This is a genomic window from Streptomyces sp. NPDC030838 (assembly GCF_055572035.1).
This window is the reverse complement of record NZ_JBVIED010000002.1, coordinates 88,606-108,173: the sequence shown is the minus strand read 5'-3', so window position 1 is coordinate 108,173 and position 19,568 is coordinate 88,606. Positions and strand designations below refer to the sequence as shown.

Annotated in this window: 14 protein-coding genes; 6 read left to right on the top strand and 8 right to left on the bottom strand. The window is 69.9% G+C overall.

What is annotated here, in order from left to right; translation table 11 throughout:
• Positions 1 to 41: 41 nt before the first annotated feature.
• On the bottom strand, positions 42 to 1,073 hold the full coding sequence (glpX, locus tag ACZ42A_RS07555; protein WP_468526246.1) for a class II fructose-bisphosphatase: 1,032 nt from the start codon (positions 1,071 to 1,073) through the stop codon (positions 42 to 44).
• Between the two features lie 127 nt (positions 1,074 to 1,200).
• On the opposite strand from glpX, the gene ACZ42A_RS07550 reads away from it, so the two are divergent.
• Positions 1,201 to 1,740, top strand: coding sequence for a DUF4245 domain-containing protein (locus ACZ42A_RS07550; protein ID WP_468526245.1), 540 nt, complete (start codon positions 1,201 to 1,203; stop codon positions 1,738 to 1,740).
• Positions 1,741 to 1,851: 111 nt separating this feature from the next.
• Here ACZ42A_RS07550 and ACZ42A_RS07545 read toward each other — a convergent pair whose 3' ends face one another.
• The 4 genes from ACZ42A_RS07545 to ACZ42A_RS07530 all read right to left on the bottom strand — a co-directional run bounded on the left by ACZ42A_RS07545 (position 1,852) and on the right by ACZ42A_RS07530 (position 5,454).
• On the bottom strand, positions 1,852 to 2,442 hold the full coding sequence (locus ACZ42A_RS07545; protein WP_468526244.1) for a malonic semialdehyde reductase: 591 nt from the start codon (positions 2,440 to 2,442) through the stop codon (positions 1,852 to 1,854).
• A gap of 125 nt (positions 2,443 to 2,567) precedes the next feature.
• The gene (locus ACZ42A_RS07540) at positions 2,568 to 2,804 is read right to left on the bottom strand and encodes an exodeoxyribonuclease VII small subunit (protein WP_073940243.1); all 237 of its coding nucleotides are present in this window, start codon (positions 2,802 to 2,804) and stop codon (positions 2,568 to 2,570) included.
• Entirely contained in the window at positions 2,801 to 4,021 is a 1,221-nt protein-coding gene (gene xseA / locus ACZ42A_RS07535) for an exodeoxyribonuclease VII large subunit (RefSeq protein WP_468526243.1), read from the bottom strand. Before xseA ends, ACZ42A_RS07540 begins: the two co-directional genes overlap by 4 nt.
• A gap of 53 nt (positions 4,022 to 4,074) precedes the next feature.
• Positions 4,075 to 5,454 carry an APC family permease gene (locus ACZ42A_RS07530; RefSeq protein ID WP_468526242.1) on the bottom strand — a complete coding sequence of 460 codons (1,380 nt, stop codon included), beginning with the start codon at positions 5,452 to 5,454 and terminating at the stop codon, positions 4,075 to 4,077.
• A gap of 115 nt (positions 5,455 to 5,569) precedes the next feature.
• On the opposite strand from ACZ42A_RS07530, the gene ACZ42A_RS07525 reads away from it, so the two are divergent.
• Together ACZ42A_RS07525 and ppgK are read left to right on the top strand one after the other, a co-directional pair.
• Positions 5,570 to 6,586 (top strand): 4-hydroxy-3-methylbut-2-enyl diphosphate reductase, encoded by a 1,017-nt coding sequence (locus tag ACZ42A_RS07525; RefSeq protein ID WP_468526241.1) that lies wholly within the window; start codon positions 5,570 to 5,572, stop codon positions 6,584 to 6,586.
• Positions 6,587 to 6,645: 59 nt separating this feature from the next.
• Positions 6,646 to 7,407: a polyphosphate--glucose phosphotransferase gene (ppgK, locus tag ACZ42A_RS07520; protein WP_468526240.1), complete on the top strand. Its 762-nt coding sequence runs from the start codon at positions 6,646 to 6,648 to the stop codon at positions 7,405 to 7,407.
• Positions 7,408 to 7,705: 298 nt separating this feature from the next.
• On the opposite strand, the gene ACZ42A_RS07515 is transcribed toward ppgK, so the two are convergent.
• The gene (locus tag ACZ42A_RS07515) at positions 7,706 to 8,353 is read right to left on the bottom strand and encodes a DUF6542 domain-containing protein (RefSeq protein ID WP_468526239.1); all 648 of its coding nucleotides are present in this window, start codon (positions 8,351 to 8,353) and stop codon (positions 7,706 to 7,708) included.
• A 164-nt stretch (positions 8,354 to 8,517) separates the two neighbouring features.
• On the opposite strand from ACZ42A_RS07515, the gene ychF reads away from it, so the two are divergent.
• Positions 8,518 to 9,606: a redox-regulated ATPase YchF gene (gene ychF, locus ACZ42A_RS07510; protein ID WP_468526238.1), complete on the top strand. Its 1,089-nt coding sequence runs from the start codon at positions 8,518 to 8,520 to the stop codon at positions 9,604 to 9,606.
• Between the two features lie 114 nt (positions 9,607 to 9,720).
• On the opposite strand, the gene ACZ42A_RS07505 is transcribed toward ychF, so the two are convergent.
• Both ACZ42A_RS07505 and ACZ42A_RS07500 read right to left on the bottom strand, forming a co-directional pair.
• Entirely contained in the window at positions 9,721 to 10,302 is a 582-nt protein-coding gene (locus ACZ42A_RS07505) for a Uma2 family endonuclease (protein WP_468526237.1), read from the bottom strand.
• An 84-nt stretch (positions 10,303 to 10,386) separates the two neighbouring features.
• On the bottom strand, positions 10,387 to 12,363 hold the full coding sequence (locus ACZ42A_RS07500) for a type I restriction-modification system subunit M/S (RefSeq protein ID WP_468526236.1): 1,977 nt from the start codon (positions 12,361 to 12,363) through the stop codon (positions 10,387 to 10,389).
• 1,082 nt (positions 12,364 to 13,445) lie between these two features.
• Between ACZ42A_RS07500 and ACZ42A_RS07495 the strand changes: the two genes are divergently transcribed.
• Together ACZ42A_RS07495 and ACZ42A_RS07490 are read left to right on the top strand one after the other, a co-directional pair.
• Entirely contained in the window at positions 13,446 to 16,472 is a 3,027-nt protein-coding gene (locus tag ACZ42A_RS07495) for a type I restriction-modification system subunit M (RefSeq protein ID WP_468526235.1), read from the top strand.
• Positions 16,469 to 19,561 carry a type I restriction endonuclease subunit R gene (locus tag ACZ42A_RS07490; protein ID WP_468526234.1) on the top strand — a complete coding sequence of 1,031 codons (3,093 nt, stop codon included), beginning with the start codon at positions 16,469 to 16,471 and terminating at the stop codon, positions 19,559 to 19,561. Before ACZ42A_RS07495 ends, ACZ42A_RS07490 begins: the two co-directional genes overlap by 4 nt.
• Positions 19,562 to 19,568: the final 7 nt, after the last annotated feature.

Genomic DNA, 19,568 nt, shown 5'->3' with positions numbered 1-19,568 from the left:
CCGCAGCCGCCCACGCTCCACACCCCCCCACTCAGTAGGCGCTACTTCGCCCGATCAAAATCAATCGCGCTGTACGCCCGCAACTTGCTCAGCCGATGCTCCGAGTCGATCCGCCGCACCGTCCCCGACTTCGACCGCATCACGATCGAGTCGGTCGTCGCGGTCTCCGACCGGTACCGCACACCCCGCAGCAGCTCGCCATCGGTGATCCCGGTCGCCACGAAGAACACGTTCTCCCCGGTGACCAGGTCCTCCGTGGTCAGCACCCGGTCGAGATCGTGCCCCGCGTCGATCGCCCGCTGCTTCTCCTCGTCGTCCTTCGGCCACAGCTTGCCCTGGATGGTGCCGCCCAGGCACTTCACCGCACAGGCCGAGATGATGCCCTCCGGCGTACCGCCGATGCCGAGCAGCAGGTCCACGCCCGTGCCCTCGCGCAGCGCCAGGATCGACCCGGCGACATCGCCGTCCGAGATCAGCTTGATCCGCGCCCCGGTCTCCCGGATCTCCTGGATGATCCCCTCGTGCCGCGGCCGGTCGAGGATGACGACCGTCACATCCTCGGGCGCGGACCGCTTGGCCTTGGCGACCCGCCGGATGTTCACCGAGACAGGCGCGTTGATGTCGACGAAGTCGGCCGCCTCGGGCCCGGTGACCAGCTTGTCCATGTAGAAAACGGCGGACGGGTCGAACATCGACCCGCGCTCCGCCGCCGCGAGCACGGCGATGGCGTTCGGCATGCCCTTCGCCGTGAGGGTGGTCCCGTCGATCGGGTCGACGGCGATGTCGCACTCGGGCCCGGTCCCGTCACCGACGCGCTCCCCGTTGAAGAGCATCGGGGCTTCGTCCTTCTCGCCTTCGCCGATGACGACGACGCCGTTCATGGAGACGGTGGATACGAGGGTCCGCATGGCGCGCACCGCGGCCCCGTCGGCGCCGTTCTTGTCGCCGCGCCCCACCCAGCGGCCGGCGGCCATCGCCGCTGCCTCGGTCACGCGGACCAGTTCCAGGGCGAGGTTGCGGTCGGGGGCCTCGGAGGGGACATCGAGTTCGGACGGCAGATGATGCTCGGTCATCGGAGCGCACCTTTCTGATACGACGACGGCCGGATGAGGGTGTTGGCCATGACTCTATCGTCAGGGTGACAAATTGAGCAGTGCACCCCACGGATGAGCGGACCAGGGCACCTGCGACGATAGGGGCGTGGCAGGTACGAACGGCAAGCAGAAGACGGCCCGGAGCATGGTGCTCTCCCTGGGCGTGACCGTGCTCGCGGCAGGGGTCATCTACCTCTTCGTCCCGCACGACGGCAGTGGGTCGCCGGTCAAGCCGGTCGACTACCGCGTCGAGCTGATCACGGCCCGCCGTGCGGCGCCCTACCCGGTGGCCGCGCCGGAGGGCCTGCGGGACGGCTGGACGGCGACGTCCGTGCGCTTCCAGGGCGTCGAGAACAACATGTGGCACCTGGGCTTCCACGCGCCCGACGGCGAGTATGTGCAGGTCAAGCAGTCCACGGAGAAGCGCTCGAGGTTCATCGACGAGGCGACCCAGGGCGCGCACGAGACGAAGGCCACCGAGGAGATCGGCGGCCGCACGTGGACGCGCTGGACCGGCGGCCGCTACGACGCTCTGGTGCTGTCGGCGGATGACGCGGACGCCAAGGGCGGCGTGACGACCGTGGTGGCCGGTACGGGCTCGTTCGAGCAGCTGGCGGAGATGGCGGCGGCGCTGAAGCTGGCGTGAGCCGCCCCGTACAGGGCGACGGGAAAGGGCCCCGGCGAGTTGCCGGGGCCCTTTTGTGTGCTGTGTGTGCCTGGTGCCGGGGGCCTCAGACGGTCGTCTGGTGCCAGGGGCTCAGACGGTCGTGACGACCTGCTCGAACTCCAGGCGCGGCGAGCGCGGGAACCAGGCGTCCGGGCCCGGCTTGCCGATGTTGACCACCATCAGCGGGGTGTGGTCGTCGTCCAGGAACTCCTTGCGGACGCCCTCGAAGTCCAGGCCGGTCATCGGGCCGGCGGCCAGACCGGCGGCGCGGACGCCGACGATGAAGTAGGCGGCCTGGAGGCTGGCGTTCAGCAGGGCGGAGTTCTCACGCACCGGGCGCTCGTCGAAGAAGGCGTCCTTGGCCTGCGGGAAGTGCGGGAAGAGGGCGGGCAGCTCCTCGTGGAACTCGTTGTCCGCGGAGAGGATCGCGACCAGCGGGGCGGTGGCCGTCTTCGGCTGGTTGCCCTCGGCCATGTGCCGGACCAGGCGCTCGCGGGCCTCGGCGGAGCGGACCAGGGTGATCCGCAGCGGGGACTGGTTGAACGCGGTCGGGCCGTACTTGACCAGGTCGTAGATCGCCTGGATCTGCTCGTCGGTCACCGGCTCGTCGGTGAAGGTGTTCGCGGTGCGGGCCTCGCGGAAGAGCAGGTCCTGGGCGGCGGGGTCAAGAACGAGTGACATGGCTGAACCTTTTCGAACGTGGTGCTGAACGGCATCGACAGTACGTCAGTGAAGTTCAACGTTCAACCAAAAGCGGGGCGTGGTGATCCGCTTCACAGCCCGCACGCTTCCGGACCCCGGGCGAACTACCGCTCGGCGGCCTCGGCCTCCTCCGCCGCGGCCTCCTCGGCCAGCGCCGCGTCCAGCCGCGCCCGCGCCCCCTCCAGCCAGCGCCGGCACACCTTGGCCAGCTCCTCGCCGCGCTCCCAGAGCGCCAGGGACTCCTCCAGCGTCGTACCGCCGGCCTCCAGCCGTCGTACGACCTCGATCAACTCGTCCCGGGCCTGCTCGTACCCGAGCGCCTCTTCCACCTTGCTGGTCATCCACCCACCCTAGGTTCGACTCGTACGGAGAACTCGCCCTCGGCCACCCGCGCGCGCAGCGGCTCGTCCGCGGTGACCTCGCCGGGATCGCGGACCACATGCCCGTCGGCCTTCTGCAGTACGGCGTACCCCCGCTGGAGCGTGGCCGCGGGCGAGAGGGCCACCACGCGCGCGTGGGTGTGGGTCAGCTCGGACTCGGCGCGGTCGAGGAGATGGCCCAGGCAGCGGCGGCCCCGCTCGGTCAGCGAGTCCACCAGGTCGGCGCGCTCGTCGATCATCCGGTGCGGATTCTCCATCACCGGCCGCGCCAGCGCGTGCGCCAGCCCGCGCTCCTCGCGGTCGACGAACGCCTCCATGCAGCGCCGCGCCCGGTCGCGCAGCTGCCGCACCCGCTCGAACTCCTCGCCGACGTCCGGCACGACCTTCTTGGCGGCGTCGGTCGGGGTGGAGGCGCGCAGATCGGCCACATGGTCCAGGAGCGGGTTGTCGGGCTCGTGGCCGATGGCCGACACCACCGGCGTACGGCAGGCGGCCACCGCGCGCACCAGCTGCTCGTCGGAGAACGGCAGCAGGTCCTCCACGCTGCCGCCGCCCCGCGCGACGATGATCACGTCCACGTCGTCGAGCTCGTCCAGCTCCTTCACAGCCTGCACCACCTGCGGGACCGCGTGCACGCCCTGCACGGCCACGTTGCGCACCTCGAAGCGGACGGCGGGCCAGCGGTGCCGGGCGTTCTCCAGCACGTCCCGCTCCGCCGCCGACGCCCGGCCGCAGACCAGGCCGATCAGCTGCGGCAGGAAGGGCAGCGGCTTCTTGCGCTCCGGCGCGAACAGCCCCTCGGCCGCCAGCGCCTTCTTCAGCTGCTCCAGCCGCGCCAGCAGCTCGCCCACGCCCACGGGCCTTATCTCGGCCGCCCGCAGCGACAGCTGCCCCCGCGGCGCATACCACTCGGGCTTCGCGAGCACGACCACCCGGGCGCCCTCGCTCACCACGTCGGCCACCGCGTCGAACACCTGCCGGTAACAGGTCACGCTCACCGAGATGTCGTACGACGGATCCCGCAGCGTCAGGAACACCACGCCGGCCCCCGGCCGCCGCGACAACTGCGTGATCTGCCCCTCGACCCACACCGCGCCGAGCCGGTCGATCCACCCCCCGATGAGCCGCGACACCTCACCGACGGGGAGCGGGGATTCCGGGGATGTGTTCACAGCCATGCTGGTGAGCGTAACGGCAGCGACTGACAATCCGGCGTGACGCGTCTCGTGGCTCAAGGCGCCGCCTCGACGTCTCCCCGGCGGCTCCGCTGGACGGCCAGCACCACCAGGCCGGCCGCGCACCAGATCGCGCCCACGACCTGCGCCGGCCGCGACGCCTCCACGATCACGGCGACGGTGATCGCCGCCCCGAGCACCGGCACCAGCACATGCCGCCACCAGCTCACCGGACGGCCTCGCCGCCGTACCACGAACCACCCGAACACGCTCGCGTGCAGCAGGGTGAACGCGGTCAGCGCGCCGATGTCGACCACCGACACCAGATGGTCCATCCCGTCGTCCCGGCGGGCCGCCCACACCGCGGCGACCAGCGTGATGACCGCCGCGCACAGCAGCGCCACGCGCGGCACCCCGGCGTCCGTGCGCGACAGCGCCCGCGGCAGGCGCCGGGCGCGGCCCATCGCGAACAGCAGCCGTCCCGCCGCCGCCTGCCCCGCCAGCGCGGCGAACGCGGCGCCGATCGCCTTGCTGACGGCCACCAGATCGTGCAGCCAGGTCCCGACGGAGGCGTTCACCGCGTCGTAGAACGCTGAGCCCTGCCGCGCGGGGTCGGCGGCCAGCTCCGCCGAGGACACTGGCGTCAGCAGCGCCACCAGATAGGTCTGGGCGACGAAGAGCACACCGGCGAGGGCGAGACAGAACAGCACCGCGCGGGCCACCTTCGCCGGGCCGCCGGTCACCTCCTCGGCGAAGGTGGCGATGGCGTCGAAACCGAGATACGACAGCACGGCGATCGACACCGCCCCGATCACCGCCGACAGCGCGAACGCGCCCCGCGTGCCGTCCCCGGACAGCGGAGACAGCCAGCCCCGCTCGGCGCCGTCCCGCGCGAGGACGACGATCGCGGCGACCACGAACACCAGCAGGACCACGATCTCCATCGCCAGTACGGCGAATCCCACGCGCGCGGCGACCCGTACGCCCCACAGGTTCAGCAGCGTGGTGACGACGACCGCGAGCGCCGTCCACACCCAGCGCGAGACCTCCGGGACCAGGGCCTCCATGGCGATCCCGGAGAACAGATAGGCGACCGCCGGGATGAGCAGATAGTCCAGCATCGCCATCCAGCCGGCGACGAAACCGGCCTCCTTGCCGAGCGCCACGCGCGCGTAGGCGAAGACCGAGCCCGCCTGCGGGACGACCCGCACCATCTGGGCGTAGCTGAACGCGGTGAACGCCATCGCGACCGTGGCGACGACGTAGACCAGCGCGACCGCGCCGTGCGAGCGGGCGTCCAGGGTGCCGAACACACCCACCGGGGCCATCGGCGCGATGAACAGCAGCCCGTACACCACCAGGTCGCGGAAGCCGAGGCTGCGGCGCAGCTCGTGGTGCTCGTCGGCCCGGGGGACCGCCGTGCCGGTATCGGACATCAGTTCCTCCGCGCGTCCCGTCCGTACTGTCGCGTCCCGCCCCTCCCAGCTCAGGCCAGTCTCCCCGGCGACGCGACGGGGACGCGATCTTTGACCCCCCGAACGCGGCCTTACGATGGGTGCCATGACTGCTTCGCCTGGCCGCCGTGTCCTGCTCGCCGCCCCCCGTGGCTACTGCGCGGGTGTGGACCGCGCCGTGATCGCCGTCGAGAAAGCCCTGGAGCAGTACGGGGCGCCGATCTATGTCCGCCACGAGATCGTCCACAACAAGTACGTCGTGCAGACCCTGGAGAAGAAGGGCGCGATCTTCGTCGAGCGGACCGAGGAGGTCCCGCCGGGGAACATCGTGATGTTCTCCGCGCACGGTGTCGCCCCGGTCGTCCACGAGGAGGCCAAGCGCGGCAAGCTGGCCACCATCGACGCGACCTGCCCGCTGGTCACCAAGGTCCACAAGGAAGCCGTCCGCTTCGCCAACGAGGACTACGACATCCTCCTGATCGGCCACGAGGGCCACGAGGAGGTCATCGGCACCTCCGGCGAGGCCCCCGACCACATCCAGCTCGTCGACGGGCCGGGAGACGTGGCGAAGGTCGAGGTCCGCGACGAGTCGAAGGTCGTCTGGCTCTCCCAGACCACCCTCTCCGTCGACGAGACCATGGAGACCGTCGACGCGCTCAAGGAGAAGTTCCCGCAGCTGATCTCCCCGCCGAGCGACGACATCTGCTACGCCACGCAGAACCGTCAGCTCGCGGTGAAGCAGATGGGCGCCGAGGCCGACCTGGTGATCGTCGTCGGCTCCCGGAACTCCTCGAACTCCAAGCGGCTGGTGGAGGTCGCCAAGCTCGCGGGCGCCCGCGACGCCTACCTGGTGGACTTCGCCGACGAGATCGACGAGGCCTGGCTGGAGGGCGTGTCCACGGTCGGCGTCACCTCGGGTGCGTCCGTGCCGGAGGTGCTGGTCGAGCAGGTGCTGGAGTGGCTGGCCCAGCGCGGCTTCGAGGACGTGGAGATCGTCAAGGCGGCCGAGGAGTCCATCACCTTCTCGCTGCCGAAGGAGCTGCGCCGGGACCTGCGCGACGAGGCGGCCGCGCTGGTCGCCGAGCGCGGTGGGGCCGGTCCGGCCGGGGAGTGACGGTCGGGGCGAGTGACGTCGGGGGAGTGACTGTCAGTCGTCCGTCGTAACGTAGAGCCATGCAGATCTTCGGCGTGGACATCGGCGGATCCGGAATCAAGGGCGCCCCTGTGGACCTGGACAGGGGCGACCTGGCGCAGGAGCGCTGCAAGGTGCTCACCCCGCACCCGGCGACGCCGGACGGGGTGGCCGACGGCGTCAAGCAGGTCGTCGACCACTTCGGCTGGACGGGGCCCGTCGGGCTGACCTTCCCGGGCGTGGTCACCGGCGGATCCACGGTGCGTACGGCGGCGAACGTCGACAAGAGCTGGATCGACACGGACGCCCGCGCGCTGTTCTCCCAGCGGCTCGGCGGCCTGCCGGTGACGGTGGTGAACGACGCCGACGCGGCGGGCGTCGCCGAGGTCGCCTTCGGCGCGGGACGCGGCCGCAAGGGCACGGTCATCCTGCTCACCTTCGGCACCGGCATCGGCAGCGCGGTCTTCGTCGACGGCACACTCGTGCCCAACACCGAGCTGGGCCATCTGGAGCTGCACGGGCACGACGCGGAGAAGCGGGCCTCCAGCAAGGCCAAGGACGACCACAACCTGTCCTGGCAGGAGTGGGCCCTCCGGGTCCAGAGATACCTCGCGCACGTCGAGATGCTCTTCTCCCCGGAACTGCTCATCATCGGCGGCGGCGTCAGCCGCAAGGCCCACAAGTTCCTGCACTTCATCGAGGGCATCAAGGCCGAGATCGTCCCGGCCGAGCTGCAGAACAACGCGGGGATCGTGGGGGCGGCGATGCACGCGGCGAAGGACAGGCAGGCCGACGGGTCCTGACCCCGCCGGAAACTCCCCGTCCCGACGACGAGCGGCGCGCGCCGCCGGGCGCGGCCCGTCCGGGCGCGGACCGGATGCCGGCGGGGCCGACCGGGACCTGCCGGTGTAGGCAGCAGTGGCCGGGTGAGGTCGGGGTCCCGCGGAAGGGGCCGGCCGTGGATGAGCCGCCGGGGCGGATGGTCGGCCAGGGCCCGCCGGATACGCGACTCGGCCGCCGCCAGGCGCGTGGCCGTACGGAGGGGCGGACGCTGTCGGGCGGCGTAAGGCGTGCGGAGATGGCCCGTGCTGTCGGGCGGTGTCAGGCGCCGGTCGGTGGGTGGTGATGCTGGGGCGTCGTGGCTCGTTGGATCATCAGCTTCAGTTTGCGGACGGTGACGATCGAGCCCGCGAGCAGGGTTCCGCCGTAGAGCCAGCCGGCCTGGGTCGCGAGGGCGGTGAACAGGGCCATCAGGCGGGCGCCGAGGCCGTCGCCGGTGGCGAGGGGGAGCAGGCCCAGGGCGAAGGCGATCGGGACGACGACCGGCGCGCTCACCAGGTCGCCCCGGCGCACCCAGACCGCGGTCAGCACGCACACCGGCAGGAACAGCACGCCGTACACCAGCGGCGAGGCCCCGAAGAGCAGGCGGTCCAGGAAGCCCAGGGCCAGCATCAGCGCGCCGCAGAAGAGGCCGCAGCCCAGACCGGTCAGCCGGGGGTTGGGCAGCCTGCGCGTCGCCCGGGCCGGAGCGGGAGCGGGGCGCCGGGCGGGTTCGGGAGCGGGACGCCGGGCGGGTGCCGTACCGCGCTGCGCGCCGGGGCGGGCCGGGCGCGGCTGTCCCGGGCGTGGCTGTCCCGGCTGGGCCTGCCGGGGCGTACGCGTACCGCCGCGGGGCACCTGCGGCGGCAGGGGCGGTGGGGTGCCGCGGCGGGGTCCGGGCTGCGGGGGGCGTGTCCTGTGTTGCTCCACTGGCCCAACTTAGGTCGGTTTATGTGCCGAATAGCCCGTCCGACACGCCGTGCGTCCCGGCTCGGCCAGGCGTTCGGTACTTCGCCGGGGCGGGGCGGGCACCCCGTAGACTGGTGGATCGGCCCACTCCGCCAGTCCTCCTCTCACGTACGGGAAGTCGCAACGTGTCGCTCACGATCGGAATCGTCGGTCTGCCGAATGTCGGCAAGTCGACCCTGTTCAACGCCCTGACCAAGAACGACGTGCTGGCGGCCAACTACCCGTTCGCCACGATCGAGCCCAACGTCGGCGTGGTCGGCGTCCCCGACCCCCGCCTGCACAAGCTCGCCGAGATCTTCAAGTCGGAGCGGACCCTCCCGGCCACCGTGGACTTCGTCGACATCGCCGGCATCGTGCGCGGCGCGTCCGAGGGCGAGGGCCTGGGCAACAAGTTCCTGGCGAACATCCGCGAGTCCGACGCGATCTGCCAGGTCATCCGCGCCTTCAAGGACGAGAACGTCGTCCACGTCGACGGCAAGGTCTCGCCCAAGAACGACATCGAGACGATCAACACCGAGCTGATCCTCGCGGACCTCCAGACCATCGAGAAGGTCCTGCCCCGGCTCCAGAAGGAGTCGCGGATCAAGAAGGACGTCGTGCCCAAGGTCAAGGCCGTCGAGGAGGCCAAGGAGATCCTGGAGAAGGGCGACACGCTCTTCGCGCACGGCATCGTCCAGGGCTCCGAGCGCGCCGAGCTGCTGCACGACCTGCACCTGCTCACCACCAAGCCGTTCCTCTACGTCTTCAACGTCGACGAGGACGAGCTGATCGACGAGGACTTCAAGAACGAGCAGCGCGCCCTGGTCGCCCCCGCCGAGGCCATCTTCCTCAACGCCAAGCTGGAGGCCGACCTCGCCGAGCTGGACGAGGACGAGGCCCTGGAGCTCCTCGAGTCCGTCGGCCAGCACGAGCCCGGCCTCGCCACCCTCGCCCGCGTCGGCTTCGACACCCTCGGCCTCCAGACCTACCTGACGGCCGGCCCCAAGGAGTCCCGCGCCTGGACGATCAAGAAGGGCGCGACCGCCCCCGAGGCCGCCGGTGTCATCCACACCGACTTCCAGAAGGGCTTCATCAAGGCCGAGGTCATCTCCTTCGCCGACCTGGTCGAGGCCGGCTCGGTCGCCGAGGCCCGCGCGAAGGGCAAGGCCCGCATGGAGGGCAAGGACTACGTCATGCAGGACGGCGATGTGGTGGAGTTCCGCTTCAACGTGTAGTCGTTCGTCCCGATACCGCTTGTGAGATCTTCGGTCGACATGCGGCTCAGGAGAGGCCGGACTCCGGCGAGTCCGGCCTCTTCCACGTTCAGGTGCTGACCCGGTGCTGATTTTTCAGCCGCTCCGGGGAGGTGTGAGCTTGTCGAGGTCGACACTGATCTCGAAGGGCACCGGGCGCTGGAGGGCGCCCCGGAAGATGCCGGCGGGCGCGTAGACGCCCGTTGGTTCGTCGAGCTCGTACACGTGGACGACGGGTGCGCCGTCCTCGTCCTCGATGCACCAGTAGTGCGGGATGCCGGCCTCCGCGTACTTGCGGAGCTTGACCGTGCGGTCGCGGTGGGCGGACTCGGGGGAGACGACTTCCACGACGAGGTGCACGTGTTCGGGGGCGTAACAGGTGCGGTCGGGGTCGTAGGGCAGGTCCGTCAGCAAGAGGTCCGGCTCGGGACGGTTGCGGGCATCGAGGCGGATCGTCATCTCCCGCTCGACCTCGACGCCGGCCGGCGCCTGCTCCATGAGCGTGGTGGTCAGGGCAGTGACGAGGCGGCCGTGCCAGGACCGCTGGGGCGACATCATGAATACGAGGGCTCCGTCGATCAGCTCCGTGTGGCGCGGTGCCTCGGGGAGGTGATCCAGGTCCTCCGCGAACCAGCCTTCCGCGCGGGGCGGGCGCATCCAGTCGGGTAGTGCGGTCATGGCTTCACGGTAGCGGCTGTGGCGGCGGCGAGCCGGGTGCTCCCCCGGAGCCTCCGATCCACGCCTCGCCACGGCCGCGAGTTCCTACGGCGTGGGGAGGATGCCTCCGTCCAGCGCGTCATGACGGATGCGTTGCGTCAGGGCGAGCTGTTCGCGCAGCAGGCGCTCGTGTTCGTCCAGCCGCTTCATCGTGTCGGCGATCGCCTGCTGGGTGGCAAGGCCGGGCAGTACCACGGGCAGCTCACGGAGCACGTCGAGGGAGATGGTCTTCATCTTCATGCTCCCGGTGGAGTGGGCCTCCAGCCACGCACGTGCCTCCAGACCCCGCAAGTACGCGGCGAAGTAGTCGGCGTCGAGCCCGGCGGGGGGACGCAGCAGGAAGCACCCTGTGCCGCACACCCAGCCATTCTGTTCCTCACGGACGACGGCGGCTCGTCCCAGCTCTCCCCGGCGCGCCATGACGACATCGCCGGGGCGGAGGTGGAAGCGCTCCAGCCCCATGGCCTGTCGCTCGCTGATGCACCGGATGCTCGCGGTGCTGAAGCCACTTCCGGTCAGGTCTTTGGGCATCACCACGGGTACGCCGCCGACGTCGACGTAGTGGTCGGCGCGGATCAGACTTCCCGACGGTCCCGCGAGCAGCAGGCCCGGGGCCTCGACTAGCCCTTCTGCGGAGCCCTCCACCAGGCGCCGGAGTGGCACACGCGGGGCTTCCGTCTCGCCGCGCGCCACCCGCTCGCTCCGGTCGAAGCTCTTGCAGAGGTGGGCCGTCGCGCCGGCTGTCGATTCGGCGCGATTCACCAGCTCGTCGAGCAGGCGGCGTGTGTCCAGCGCCGCGGTTGGCTGCTCCCGGGCAGGTGCCACGTACAGCCGGGGGTCAAGGGGGCAGCCGTCGTTCTCCAGGATCTCGTCGTACGAGACCGAGCAGGAGAATCCGGGTTCGTCGGGGGTCGCGCGGGGAGACCGCAGCCAGGCGTGGAACCGGCCGCTGATGCGGTCCCTGTCCGCCGGGCCGAGCTCACAGGCTCGGCGCGGAGCCTGCGTGCCGAGTTGGCTCGCGTCGATGAAGAGGACGGACTCGGTTTCACCGACGGGGACGTGGCGGGATTTGTCACGGGCGAGTAGCCAGAGGTGCACAGGGACCGTCGTGTGGGAGAAGAGATCGGCCGGTAGTGCGACAACGGCGAGAAGCGCGCCTTCGGCCAGTATCGCCTTGCGGATCTCCGCTGCGCGACCGCGTGCGGAGGCGGCGCCCGACGGCATGATCAGGGCGGCCTTCCCCTTCTCGCTGAGTCGGGTCCACGCGAATTGGATCCAGGCGAAGTTCGCGTTCGACTCGGGGGGTGGGCCGAAGGGCCAGTCGAGGTGTTCCAGACCCTGGACGCGCTGGTTGAACGGCGGGTTGCACAGCACGAGTTCGGCCATGCCGTTGCCCAGACTCCGGAAGAGTGACCCGGGATCGGAGGCACGTACCAGGGGCCGGTCGATCCCGTGCAGGGCCAGGTTCAGCATGGCCAGCTGGGGGTTGCGGTGATCCATGGCGTAACCCTCGAACGAGGCGCCGCCAACGTGACCCTGCTGTGCGATGTGCCGCGCGGCGGCGGCGAGGAACCCCCCGGTGCCGCAGGCGGGGTCGAGTACACGATCGCCGGGCTGGGGGGACAGGGATTCCGAGAGCAGTCGCGTGAGCGTGCGCGGGGTGTGGTACTCGCCCGTCTGAGCGGTGCCCTCCGCGACGTACCGTTCCAGGAGCAGGTCGGCGACCTCTTCGATTCCGGCCTCGGCGGCTGTAGGGGGCTGTTGGAGCGCGGCGAGGAAGGCCGCCACCCATGGCAGGTCCTCCGCCTCGCCTTTGCCGGCGAACACATTCTCCGGATTCCAGGGCGCGAGCACGGGAAAGCGGTCGTGCCTGGAGGCGAGGAAGAGCGCGTCATTCAGGTCCCTCAGCGGTGGATACCCGGTCTGTGCCTCCGCAACGGCTCTGGACCACCGTTTGACCAGTTCGTCACCCGGGTCGTTCGCAGAGTCGATGAACCTCGCGAGCACCAGGACGGCGAGCATCGCGGTGAGGTCGCGGTCCGTGCTCCGGCCCCGCTGAAAGGGTGCATACGCCCGCCACAGTCGGTCGACGACCTCTGCGGCGGGGCCGTGCGCATCCGTGCTCTCCACTGGGAACTCCTCGCTCGGGCGTTTCACTTCGGTCGGCTGATCGCATACGTGGCTGCCGGTACCAGCTTGAGTAGACATGCGCAGTGTGGCTGCGCAGTCGGCATGCCGCTGATGCGGCGTAACTCCTCCGGCAACCTCTTCTGTCGAGGTGTCATAAACCTAGCAACCCACGCGGGTTGATATGGCGTGCCAATCGTTCTCATCGCTGTACGAATGACCGGTGCGCAGTCGGACTGCGCGACGGAGCTGTCGCGTTCTTGCTGCTGGAGGGGCTCGGGGACGAGTCGCCGTGTGGGGGAGGTCGCCGCACGGAAGCTCTGGGGAGTGACTCACGTCACCATCGCCTTGACGTGCCGACCCTGTAAGCGTGGTCGCCGACGCCGGCGGCTTCAGGGCGCGTCCGCCCGTCGCCTCGCCGTGCGCTGACGCCACGTGCTGCGGAGCGCCTCCGGCGGGGCCGGGAGAAGAGGGGCGGGCGCGTGGCGTGTGGCGAGCAGACACGGTCGCGAGGGGGTCCGGCTGCACGAGGCCGGCCCAGTCGGTGGTCGATGGCCACGGCAGGGCGGTCGATGCGGTGCGGGCGGCGCTCCGGCCGATTCGCGACGCGGCGGTCGAGCGCGAGCTCGACGCCACGGAGCCCCAGCCATCAGCGCGGCCTCGTCGACGATCCGGCGCTAGGGCGTGCATCTGCCCCGCTCGGTGGGGGCCCGGGAGTCCGCAGAGAGTCCGCAGGATGCTCGTACACACTCGTCGGAGGCCAACGCTATAAAGCGGGAAAAATGCTGGTCAGCGGTCCGAGAGCAGCTCCGCCGCAGGTCAGGACCATGTGGCAGACATTCCGCTTCAACGTGTGACACCCGACGAGGAGCCCCAGGCCAGAGACCGGATCTTCGGGTCCGGCCCCTTTCTGTTCCCCCTCCACTACCCTTGCGACGTCTGAGACACGCGGCACCAGGAAGAACAGAAGCACAACCTTGGCCCTCAAGAAGACGGATCTCTACAGCTCGCTGTGGAAGAGCTGCGACGAGCTGCGCGGCGGGATGGACGCCGGCCAGTACAAGGACTACATCCTCACGCTGCTGTTCGTGAAGTACGTCTCGGACAAGGCGAAGGCCGACCCCGACAGCCTGATCGACGTCCCGCCCGGCGGTTCCTTCGACGACATGGTCGCCGCCAAGGGCGACAAGGAGATCGGCGCCCGCTTCAACGAGATCATCGGCACCCTCGCCGGGGCGAACGACCTGCGCAACGTCATCGACCTCGCCGACTTCAACGACGAGGAGAAGCTCGGCAAGGGCAAGGAGATGCAGGACCGGCTCTCCAAGCTCGTCACGATCTTCAGCGACCTGGACTTCCGCGGCTCCCGTGCCGAGGGCGACGACCTGCTGGGCGACGCCTACGAGTACCTGATGCGCCACTTCGCCACGGAGTCGGGCAAGAGCAAGGGCCAGTTCTACACCCCCGCCGAGGTCTCCCGGGTGCTGGCCAAGGTGGTCGGCATCACCAGGGACACCCGCCAGGACCAGACGGTCTACGACCCGACCTGCGGCTCCGGCTCGCTGCTGCTGAAGGTCGCCGCCGAGGCGCCGCGCGGCATCACGATCTACGGCCAGGAGAAGGACAACGCCACCTGGGCCCTGTCCAGGATGAACATGATCCTGCACGGGCACGCGGACGCCCTGATCCTCAAGGGCGACACCCTCACCAGCCCGGGCTTCACCGACGGCGACGCGCTCGACACCTTCGACTTCGCCGTGGCCAACCCGCCGTTCTCGCTCAAGTCCTGGAGCAACGGGCTGGAGCACGACTACGGCCGCTTCGCGTACGGCCGCCCGCCCGAGAAGAACGGCGACTACGCCTTTCTGCTGCACGTCCTCACGTCGCTCAACGACACGGGCAAGGCGGCGGTCATCCTCCCGCACGGTGTGCTCTTCCGCGGCAACGCCGAGGCCGACATCCGGCGGCGGCTGCTCAGGAAGGGGTTCGTCAAGGGCATCATCGGCCTTCCCCCGAACCTCTTCTACGGCACGGGCATCGCCGCCTGCGTCATCGTCCTGGACAAGGAGGACGCCGACGGCCGCACCGGCGTCTTCATGATCGACGCCTCCCGGGGCTTCATGAAGGACGGCCCCAAGAACCGGCTGCGCAGCCAGGACATCCACAAGATCGTCGATGTCTTCACCCGGCGGACCGAGATCGAGGGCTACTCGCGGATGGTCCCGCTGTCCGAGATCGCCGACCCGAGGAACGACTACAACCTCAACCTCCCCCGCTACATCGACTCCTCCGAGCCCGAGGACGTCCAGGACCTGCACGCCCATCTGCACGGCGGCATCCCGGACCGCGACCTCGACGCGCTCGGCGGCTACTGGGACGCCTTTCCGCACCTGCGCGGCCGGCTGTTCCGGCCGAACCGTCCCGGGTACAGCGATCTGACCATCGAGGTCGGCAGGGTCCAGTCGGCGATCCTCGACTCGCCCGAGTTCCGGACGTTCGCCGAAGCGGCCCGCGAGCGCACCGCCGAGTGGTTCGAGGCCCATCGCGAGCGACTGGAAGGCATCGACGCCGACACCCAGCCGAACGACCTCGTCGCGGCCCTCGGCGACGACCTGCTCGCCCGCTTCAAGCCGGTGCCCCTGGTGAGCGAGTACGACATCTACGAGCGGCTCATGACGTACTGGCACGACGTCATGCACGACGACGTCTTCATGATCATGAACGACGGCTGGTCGGCCGCCGCCCGGCCGCGGGTGATCACGGTGGACAAGGACCGCAGGTTCTCGGAGGTGCCCGACCTCGTCGTGGGCACGGGCCGGGGTGCCGCCAAGTACAAGATGGACCTCGTCCCGCCGTCCCTCGTCGTCGGCCGGTACTTCGCGCAGGAGCAGGCCGAGGTCGACGCGCTCATGGCGGCGGCGGAGGACGCGAGCCGGGCCGTCGAGGAGTACGTCGAGGAGCACGCCGTGGAGGGCGGGCTGCTGGCGGAGGCCATGGCCGACGACAAGATCAACAAGGCCCGCGCCGGGGACCGGCTGAAGAAGGCGCGGCACGAGGGCGCGGACCCCGACGAGGTGGCGGCCCTGACCCACCTGATCGGGCTGTACAACGTGGAGGCGGCGGCCCGGAAGGCCGCCAGGGAGGCCGAGACGGCGCTGCACCTCGCGACGCTGCGGAAGTACGGCGAGCTCACCGAGCGCGAGGTGCGGACCCTCGTGCTGGACGACAAGTGGCGTGCGGAGGTCATGCGCCGGGTGACGTCCGAGGTCGAGTCGCTCACCCTCGGCCTGGTGGCCCGCATCAGGCAGCTGGGCGAGCGCTACGCCCACACGGTGACCGAACTCGGCGCGGAGCTGCGCCGGGTCGAGGAGAGGGTCGAACGCCATCTCGCGGACATGGGCGTCCCGCGGGCGCCCGACGCTCGCCCCGCGGAGGACGACCGGCCCCGCTACCACGCCGCGTGGAGCACCAAGCCGCTCAAGGAGTTCATGCCGCTGCAGCGAGGCTTCGACCTGCCGAACTCCAGGGTCGTGAACGGGCCGTACCCGGTGGTGTACTCCAACGGCATCGCCCGGCACCACGCGGTGGCCATGGTGAAGGGCCCGGGCGTCGTCACCGGGCGTTCCGGGACGATCGGCAAGGTGCACTACGTCGAAGGCGACTACTGGCCGCACAACACGTCGTTGTGGGTGACGAGTTTCGCGAAGGTGGACGCGAGGTTCGCCTACTACTTCCTCACCCACCTCGGCCTCGAACGCTTCGCCAGCGGTTCCGGAGTGCCGACCTTCAACCGGAACGACGCGCATTCCCTCGAGGTCTCCGTGCCGTCGGACCGGCGCGAACAGGAGGCCGTCGCCGAGGCGCTCACCGCCGTCGACGGGGAGATCGAGGCGCTGGAGCGCCGGCTGGCCAAGGCGCGGGCCATCAGGACCGGAATGATGCAGGAGCTGCTCACGGGACGGACGCGGCTGCCTGTCCAGGGGGAGGGAGAAGGAGCGTCGTGAGCGACGTGGGGCAGATCGAGCGCAGGACGCAGAACCGGGTCGTCCGGCTGTTCGCCGAGCGGTTGGGGTACCGGTACCTCGGCGACTGGCAGGACCGCGAGGGCAACGCGAACATCGAGGTCGGGCTGCTGGAGGCGAACCTGCGCGCCCGCGGCTACGACGCCACGCTCGTCGCCAAGGCGATCGACCGGCTCCGCAAGGCCGCCGCGCTCGGGGCCGGACGCGGACTGTACGAGGCGAACCGCGCCGTCTACGAGCTGCTGCGCTACGGAGTGAAGGTCAAGCCGGGCGCCGACAGGCAGTACGAGACCGTCTGGCTCGTCGACTGGAAGGACGTCCAGGCCAACGACTTCGCCGTGGCCGAGGAGGTCACGGTCGTCGGGCGGCGCACCAAGCGGCCCGACCTCGTGCTCTACGTCAACGGTCTGGCCCTGGTGACGCTGGAACTCAAGCGGTCCCGGGTCGCCGTGAGCGAGGGCATCCGGCAGACCATCGGCAACCAGAAGCCGGAGTTCATCCGGTCGTTCTTCGCCACCGTCCAGCTGGTGCTGGCCGGCAACGACGTGGAGGGCCTGCGCTACGGCGCCATCGAGACGCCCGAGAAGTACTGGCTGGAGTGGAAGGAGCCGTCCGAGGTCGCCGAGCCGCTGGACCGCGCGCTGCTCCAGCTGTGCGGCAAGGACCGGCTCCTGGAACTGGTCCACGACTTCACGGTCTTCGACGCGGGGGTGCGCAAGACCTGCCGCCACAACCAGTACTTCGGCGTCAAGGCGGCGCAGGAGCGCCTCGCCCGGCGTGAGGGCGGCATCATCTGGCACACCCAGGGCTCGGGAAAGTCGCTCACGATGGTGTGGCTGGCCAAGTGGATCCGGGAGCATCTGGACGACGCCAGGGTGCTGCTGATCACCGACCGCACCGAGCTGGACGAGCAGATCGAGAAGGTCTTCAACGGGGTCGACGAGCAGATCTACCGCACCGGCAGCGGCGCGGATCTCCTGGACACACTGAACAGGTCCACCGAGTGGCTCATCTGCTCCCTGATGCACAAGTTCCGCGACCCGGCGGACGGCGGGACCGGTGACACGGCGGAGATCGACTTCATCAAGGAGCTGAACGCCCGTCTCCCCAAGGACTTCAAGGCCAAGGGCAATCTGGTCGTCTTCGTCGACGAGGCCCACCGCACCCAGTCCGGCCTGATGCACGAGGCGATGAGGAAGCTGCTGCCGGACGCCGTGTTCATCGGCTTCACGGGCACGCCGCTGCTCAAGGCGGACAAGGCCACCAGCAGGGAGGCCTTCGGCTCGTTCATCCACACGTACAAGTTCGACGAGGCCGTCGACGACGGTGTCGTCCTCGACCTGCGGTACGAGGCGCGCCACATCGACCAGCACCTGACGTCGCCCGCGCACGTGGACCGGTGGTTCGAGGCCCGGACCAGGGGGATGACCGACATCTCCAGGGCGCGGCTGAAGAAGCGCTGGGCCACGATGCGGAAGGTCGTCTCCGCCGAGCCCCGGGCGAAGCAGATCGTGCAGGACATCCTGCTCGACATGGAGACCAGGCCCCGCCTGATGGACGGGCGGGGCAACGCCCTGCTCGTCGCGGCGACCATCCACCAGGCCTGCACGTTCTACGAGTTGTTCCGCAACGCGGGCTTCGGGGACAGGTGCGCGATCGTCACCAGCTACGTCCCGAACGCGGCGGAGATATCCAAGGAGGACTCCGGCGCGGGCCGGACGCAGAAGCTCCGCCAGTACGACGTCTACCGCAGGATGCTCGCCGACCACTTCGGAGAGCCCGAGGACGTCGCCATGACGAAGGTCGAGCAGTTCGAGAACGAGGTCAAGCGGCAGTTCGTCGAGGAGCCCGGCCGGATGCGGCTGCTCATCGTCGTCGACAAGCTCCTGACCGGGTTCGACGCCCCGAGCGCCACCTATCTCTACATCGACCGGAAGATGCGCGACCACGGCCTGTTCCAGGCCATCTGCCGGGTCAACCGGCTCGACGGGGACGACAAGGACGTCGGCTACATCGTCGACTACCAGGACCTGTTCAACTCGCTGCGCAGCGCCATCACCGACTACACCTCGGGAGCGCTCGACGGGTACGCCCCGCAGGACGTCGAGGGACTGCTGGCCGGCCGGATCGGCCGCGCGAAGGACGACCTGGACGAGGCCCTGAAGCGGGTCCGGACGCTCTGCGAGCCGGTCGCGCCGCCCCGGAACACGCTCCAGTACCAGCAGTACTTCTGCGCCGCCGAACAGGGAAACACGGAGCAGCTCAAGGCCAACGAACCCAGGCGCGTCAAGCTGTACAAGGCCGTCGCCGCGGTGACGCGCGCCTACGCGAACCTGGCGAACGACATGGGCGAGGCCGGCTACCCGGAGCGGGAGGCCGAGGCCATCCGGAAGGAGATCCGGCACTACGCGGCCGTACGCGACGAGGTGAAGCTCGGCGCCGGCGAGGCCGTCGACTTCAAGCAGTACGAGGCCGGCATGCGGTTCCTGCTGGACACCTACATCCAGGCCGACGCGTCCGAGACCGTCTCCCGCTTCGAGAACACCGGGCTCGTCCAGCTCATCACCGAACTGGGCGCCGAGGCCCTCGACCGGCTGCCCGAGGGGATCAGGAACAGCCCCGGTGCCGTCACCGGGACGATCGTCAACACCGTACGCAGGCGGATCGCCGAGGAGCGGGCCACGAACCCGGCGTACTACGGCTCGATGTCGGAGCTGCTCGACACCGTGATCGAGCAGCAGCGCAGGGGCGCGCTCGCGTACCAGGAGTACCTCGACCGGCTGCTGGAGGCCGCCACACGGCTCGGCAGCGGGGACGCCGACCCCACGCGCACGTACCCGGCCTGGGCCGACAACGGGGCGCGCCGGGCGCTGATCGACTTCTTCCGCCCCGACGAGCAGCCGGCCGCCGACGTGGACGCGGCGGTGCTGGGCTCCAAGCCGCATGCCTGGGTGGGCCATTCGCTGCGGGAGCGGAAGGTGCGCAACGCGATCAAGCGAGTGCTGCCCGACGGCTTCGACCGGCTCGACGAGCTTTTCGACCTGGTGAAGGCCCGGCAGGAGTACCGCTGACACCCGG

Excerpts from the sequence above, each read along its gene's own strand:
- xseA (WP_468526243.1), bottom strand. The coding sequence starts at position 4,021 with ATGGCTGTGAACACATCCCCGGAATCCCCGCTCCCCGTCGGTGAGGTG.
- ACZ42A_RS07540 (WP_073940243.1), bottom strand. The coding sequence starts at position 2,804 with ATGACCAGCAAGGTGGAAGAGGCGCTCGGGTACGAGCAGGCCCGGGAC.
- ACZ42A_RS07500 (WP_468526236.1), bottom strand. The coding sequence starts at position 12,363 with ATGCTCGCCGTCCTGGTGCTCGCGAGGTTCATCGACTCTGCGAACGAC.
- ACZ42A_RS07545 (WP_468526244.1), bottom strand. The coding sequence starts at position 2,442 with ATGTCACTCGTTCTTGACCCCGCCGCCCAGGACCTGCTCTTCCGCGAG.
- ACZ42A_RS07525 (WP_468526241.1), top strand. The coding sequence starts at position 5,570 with ATGGGTGCCATGACTGCTTCGCCTGGCCGCCGTGTCCTGCTCGCCGCC.
- ACZ42A_RS07505 (WP_468526237.1), bottom strand. The coding sequence starts at position 10,302 with ATGACCGCACTACCCGACTGGATGCGCCCGCCCCGCGCGGAAGGCTGG.
- ACZ42A_RS07530 (WP_468526242.1), bottom strand. The coding sequence starts at position 5,454 with ATGTCCGATACCGGCACGGCGGTCCCCCGGGCCGACGAGCACCACGAG.
- ppgK (WP_468526240.1), top strand. The coding sequence starts at position 6,646 with ATGCAGATCTTCGGCGTGGACATCGGCGGATCCGGAATCAAGGGCGCC.
- glpX (WP_468526246.1), bottom strand. The coding sequence starts at position 1,073 with ATGACCGAGCATCATCTGCCGTCCGAACTCGATGTCCCCTCCGAGGCC.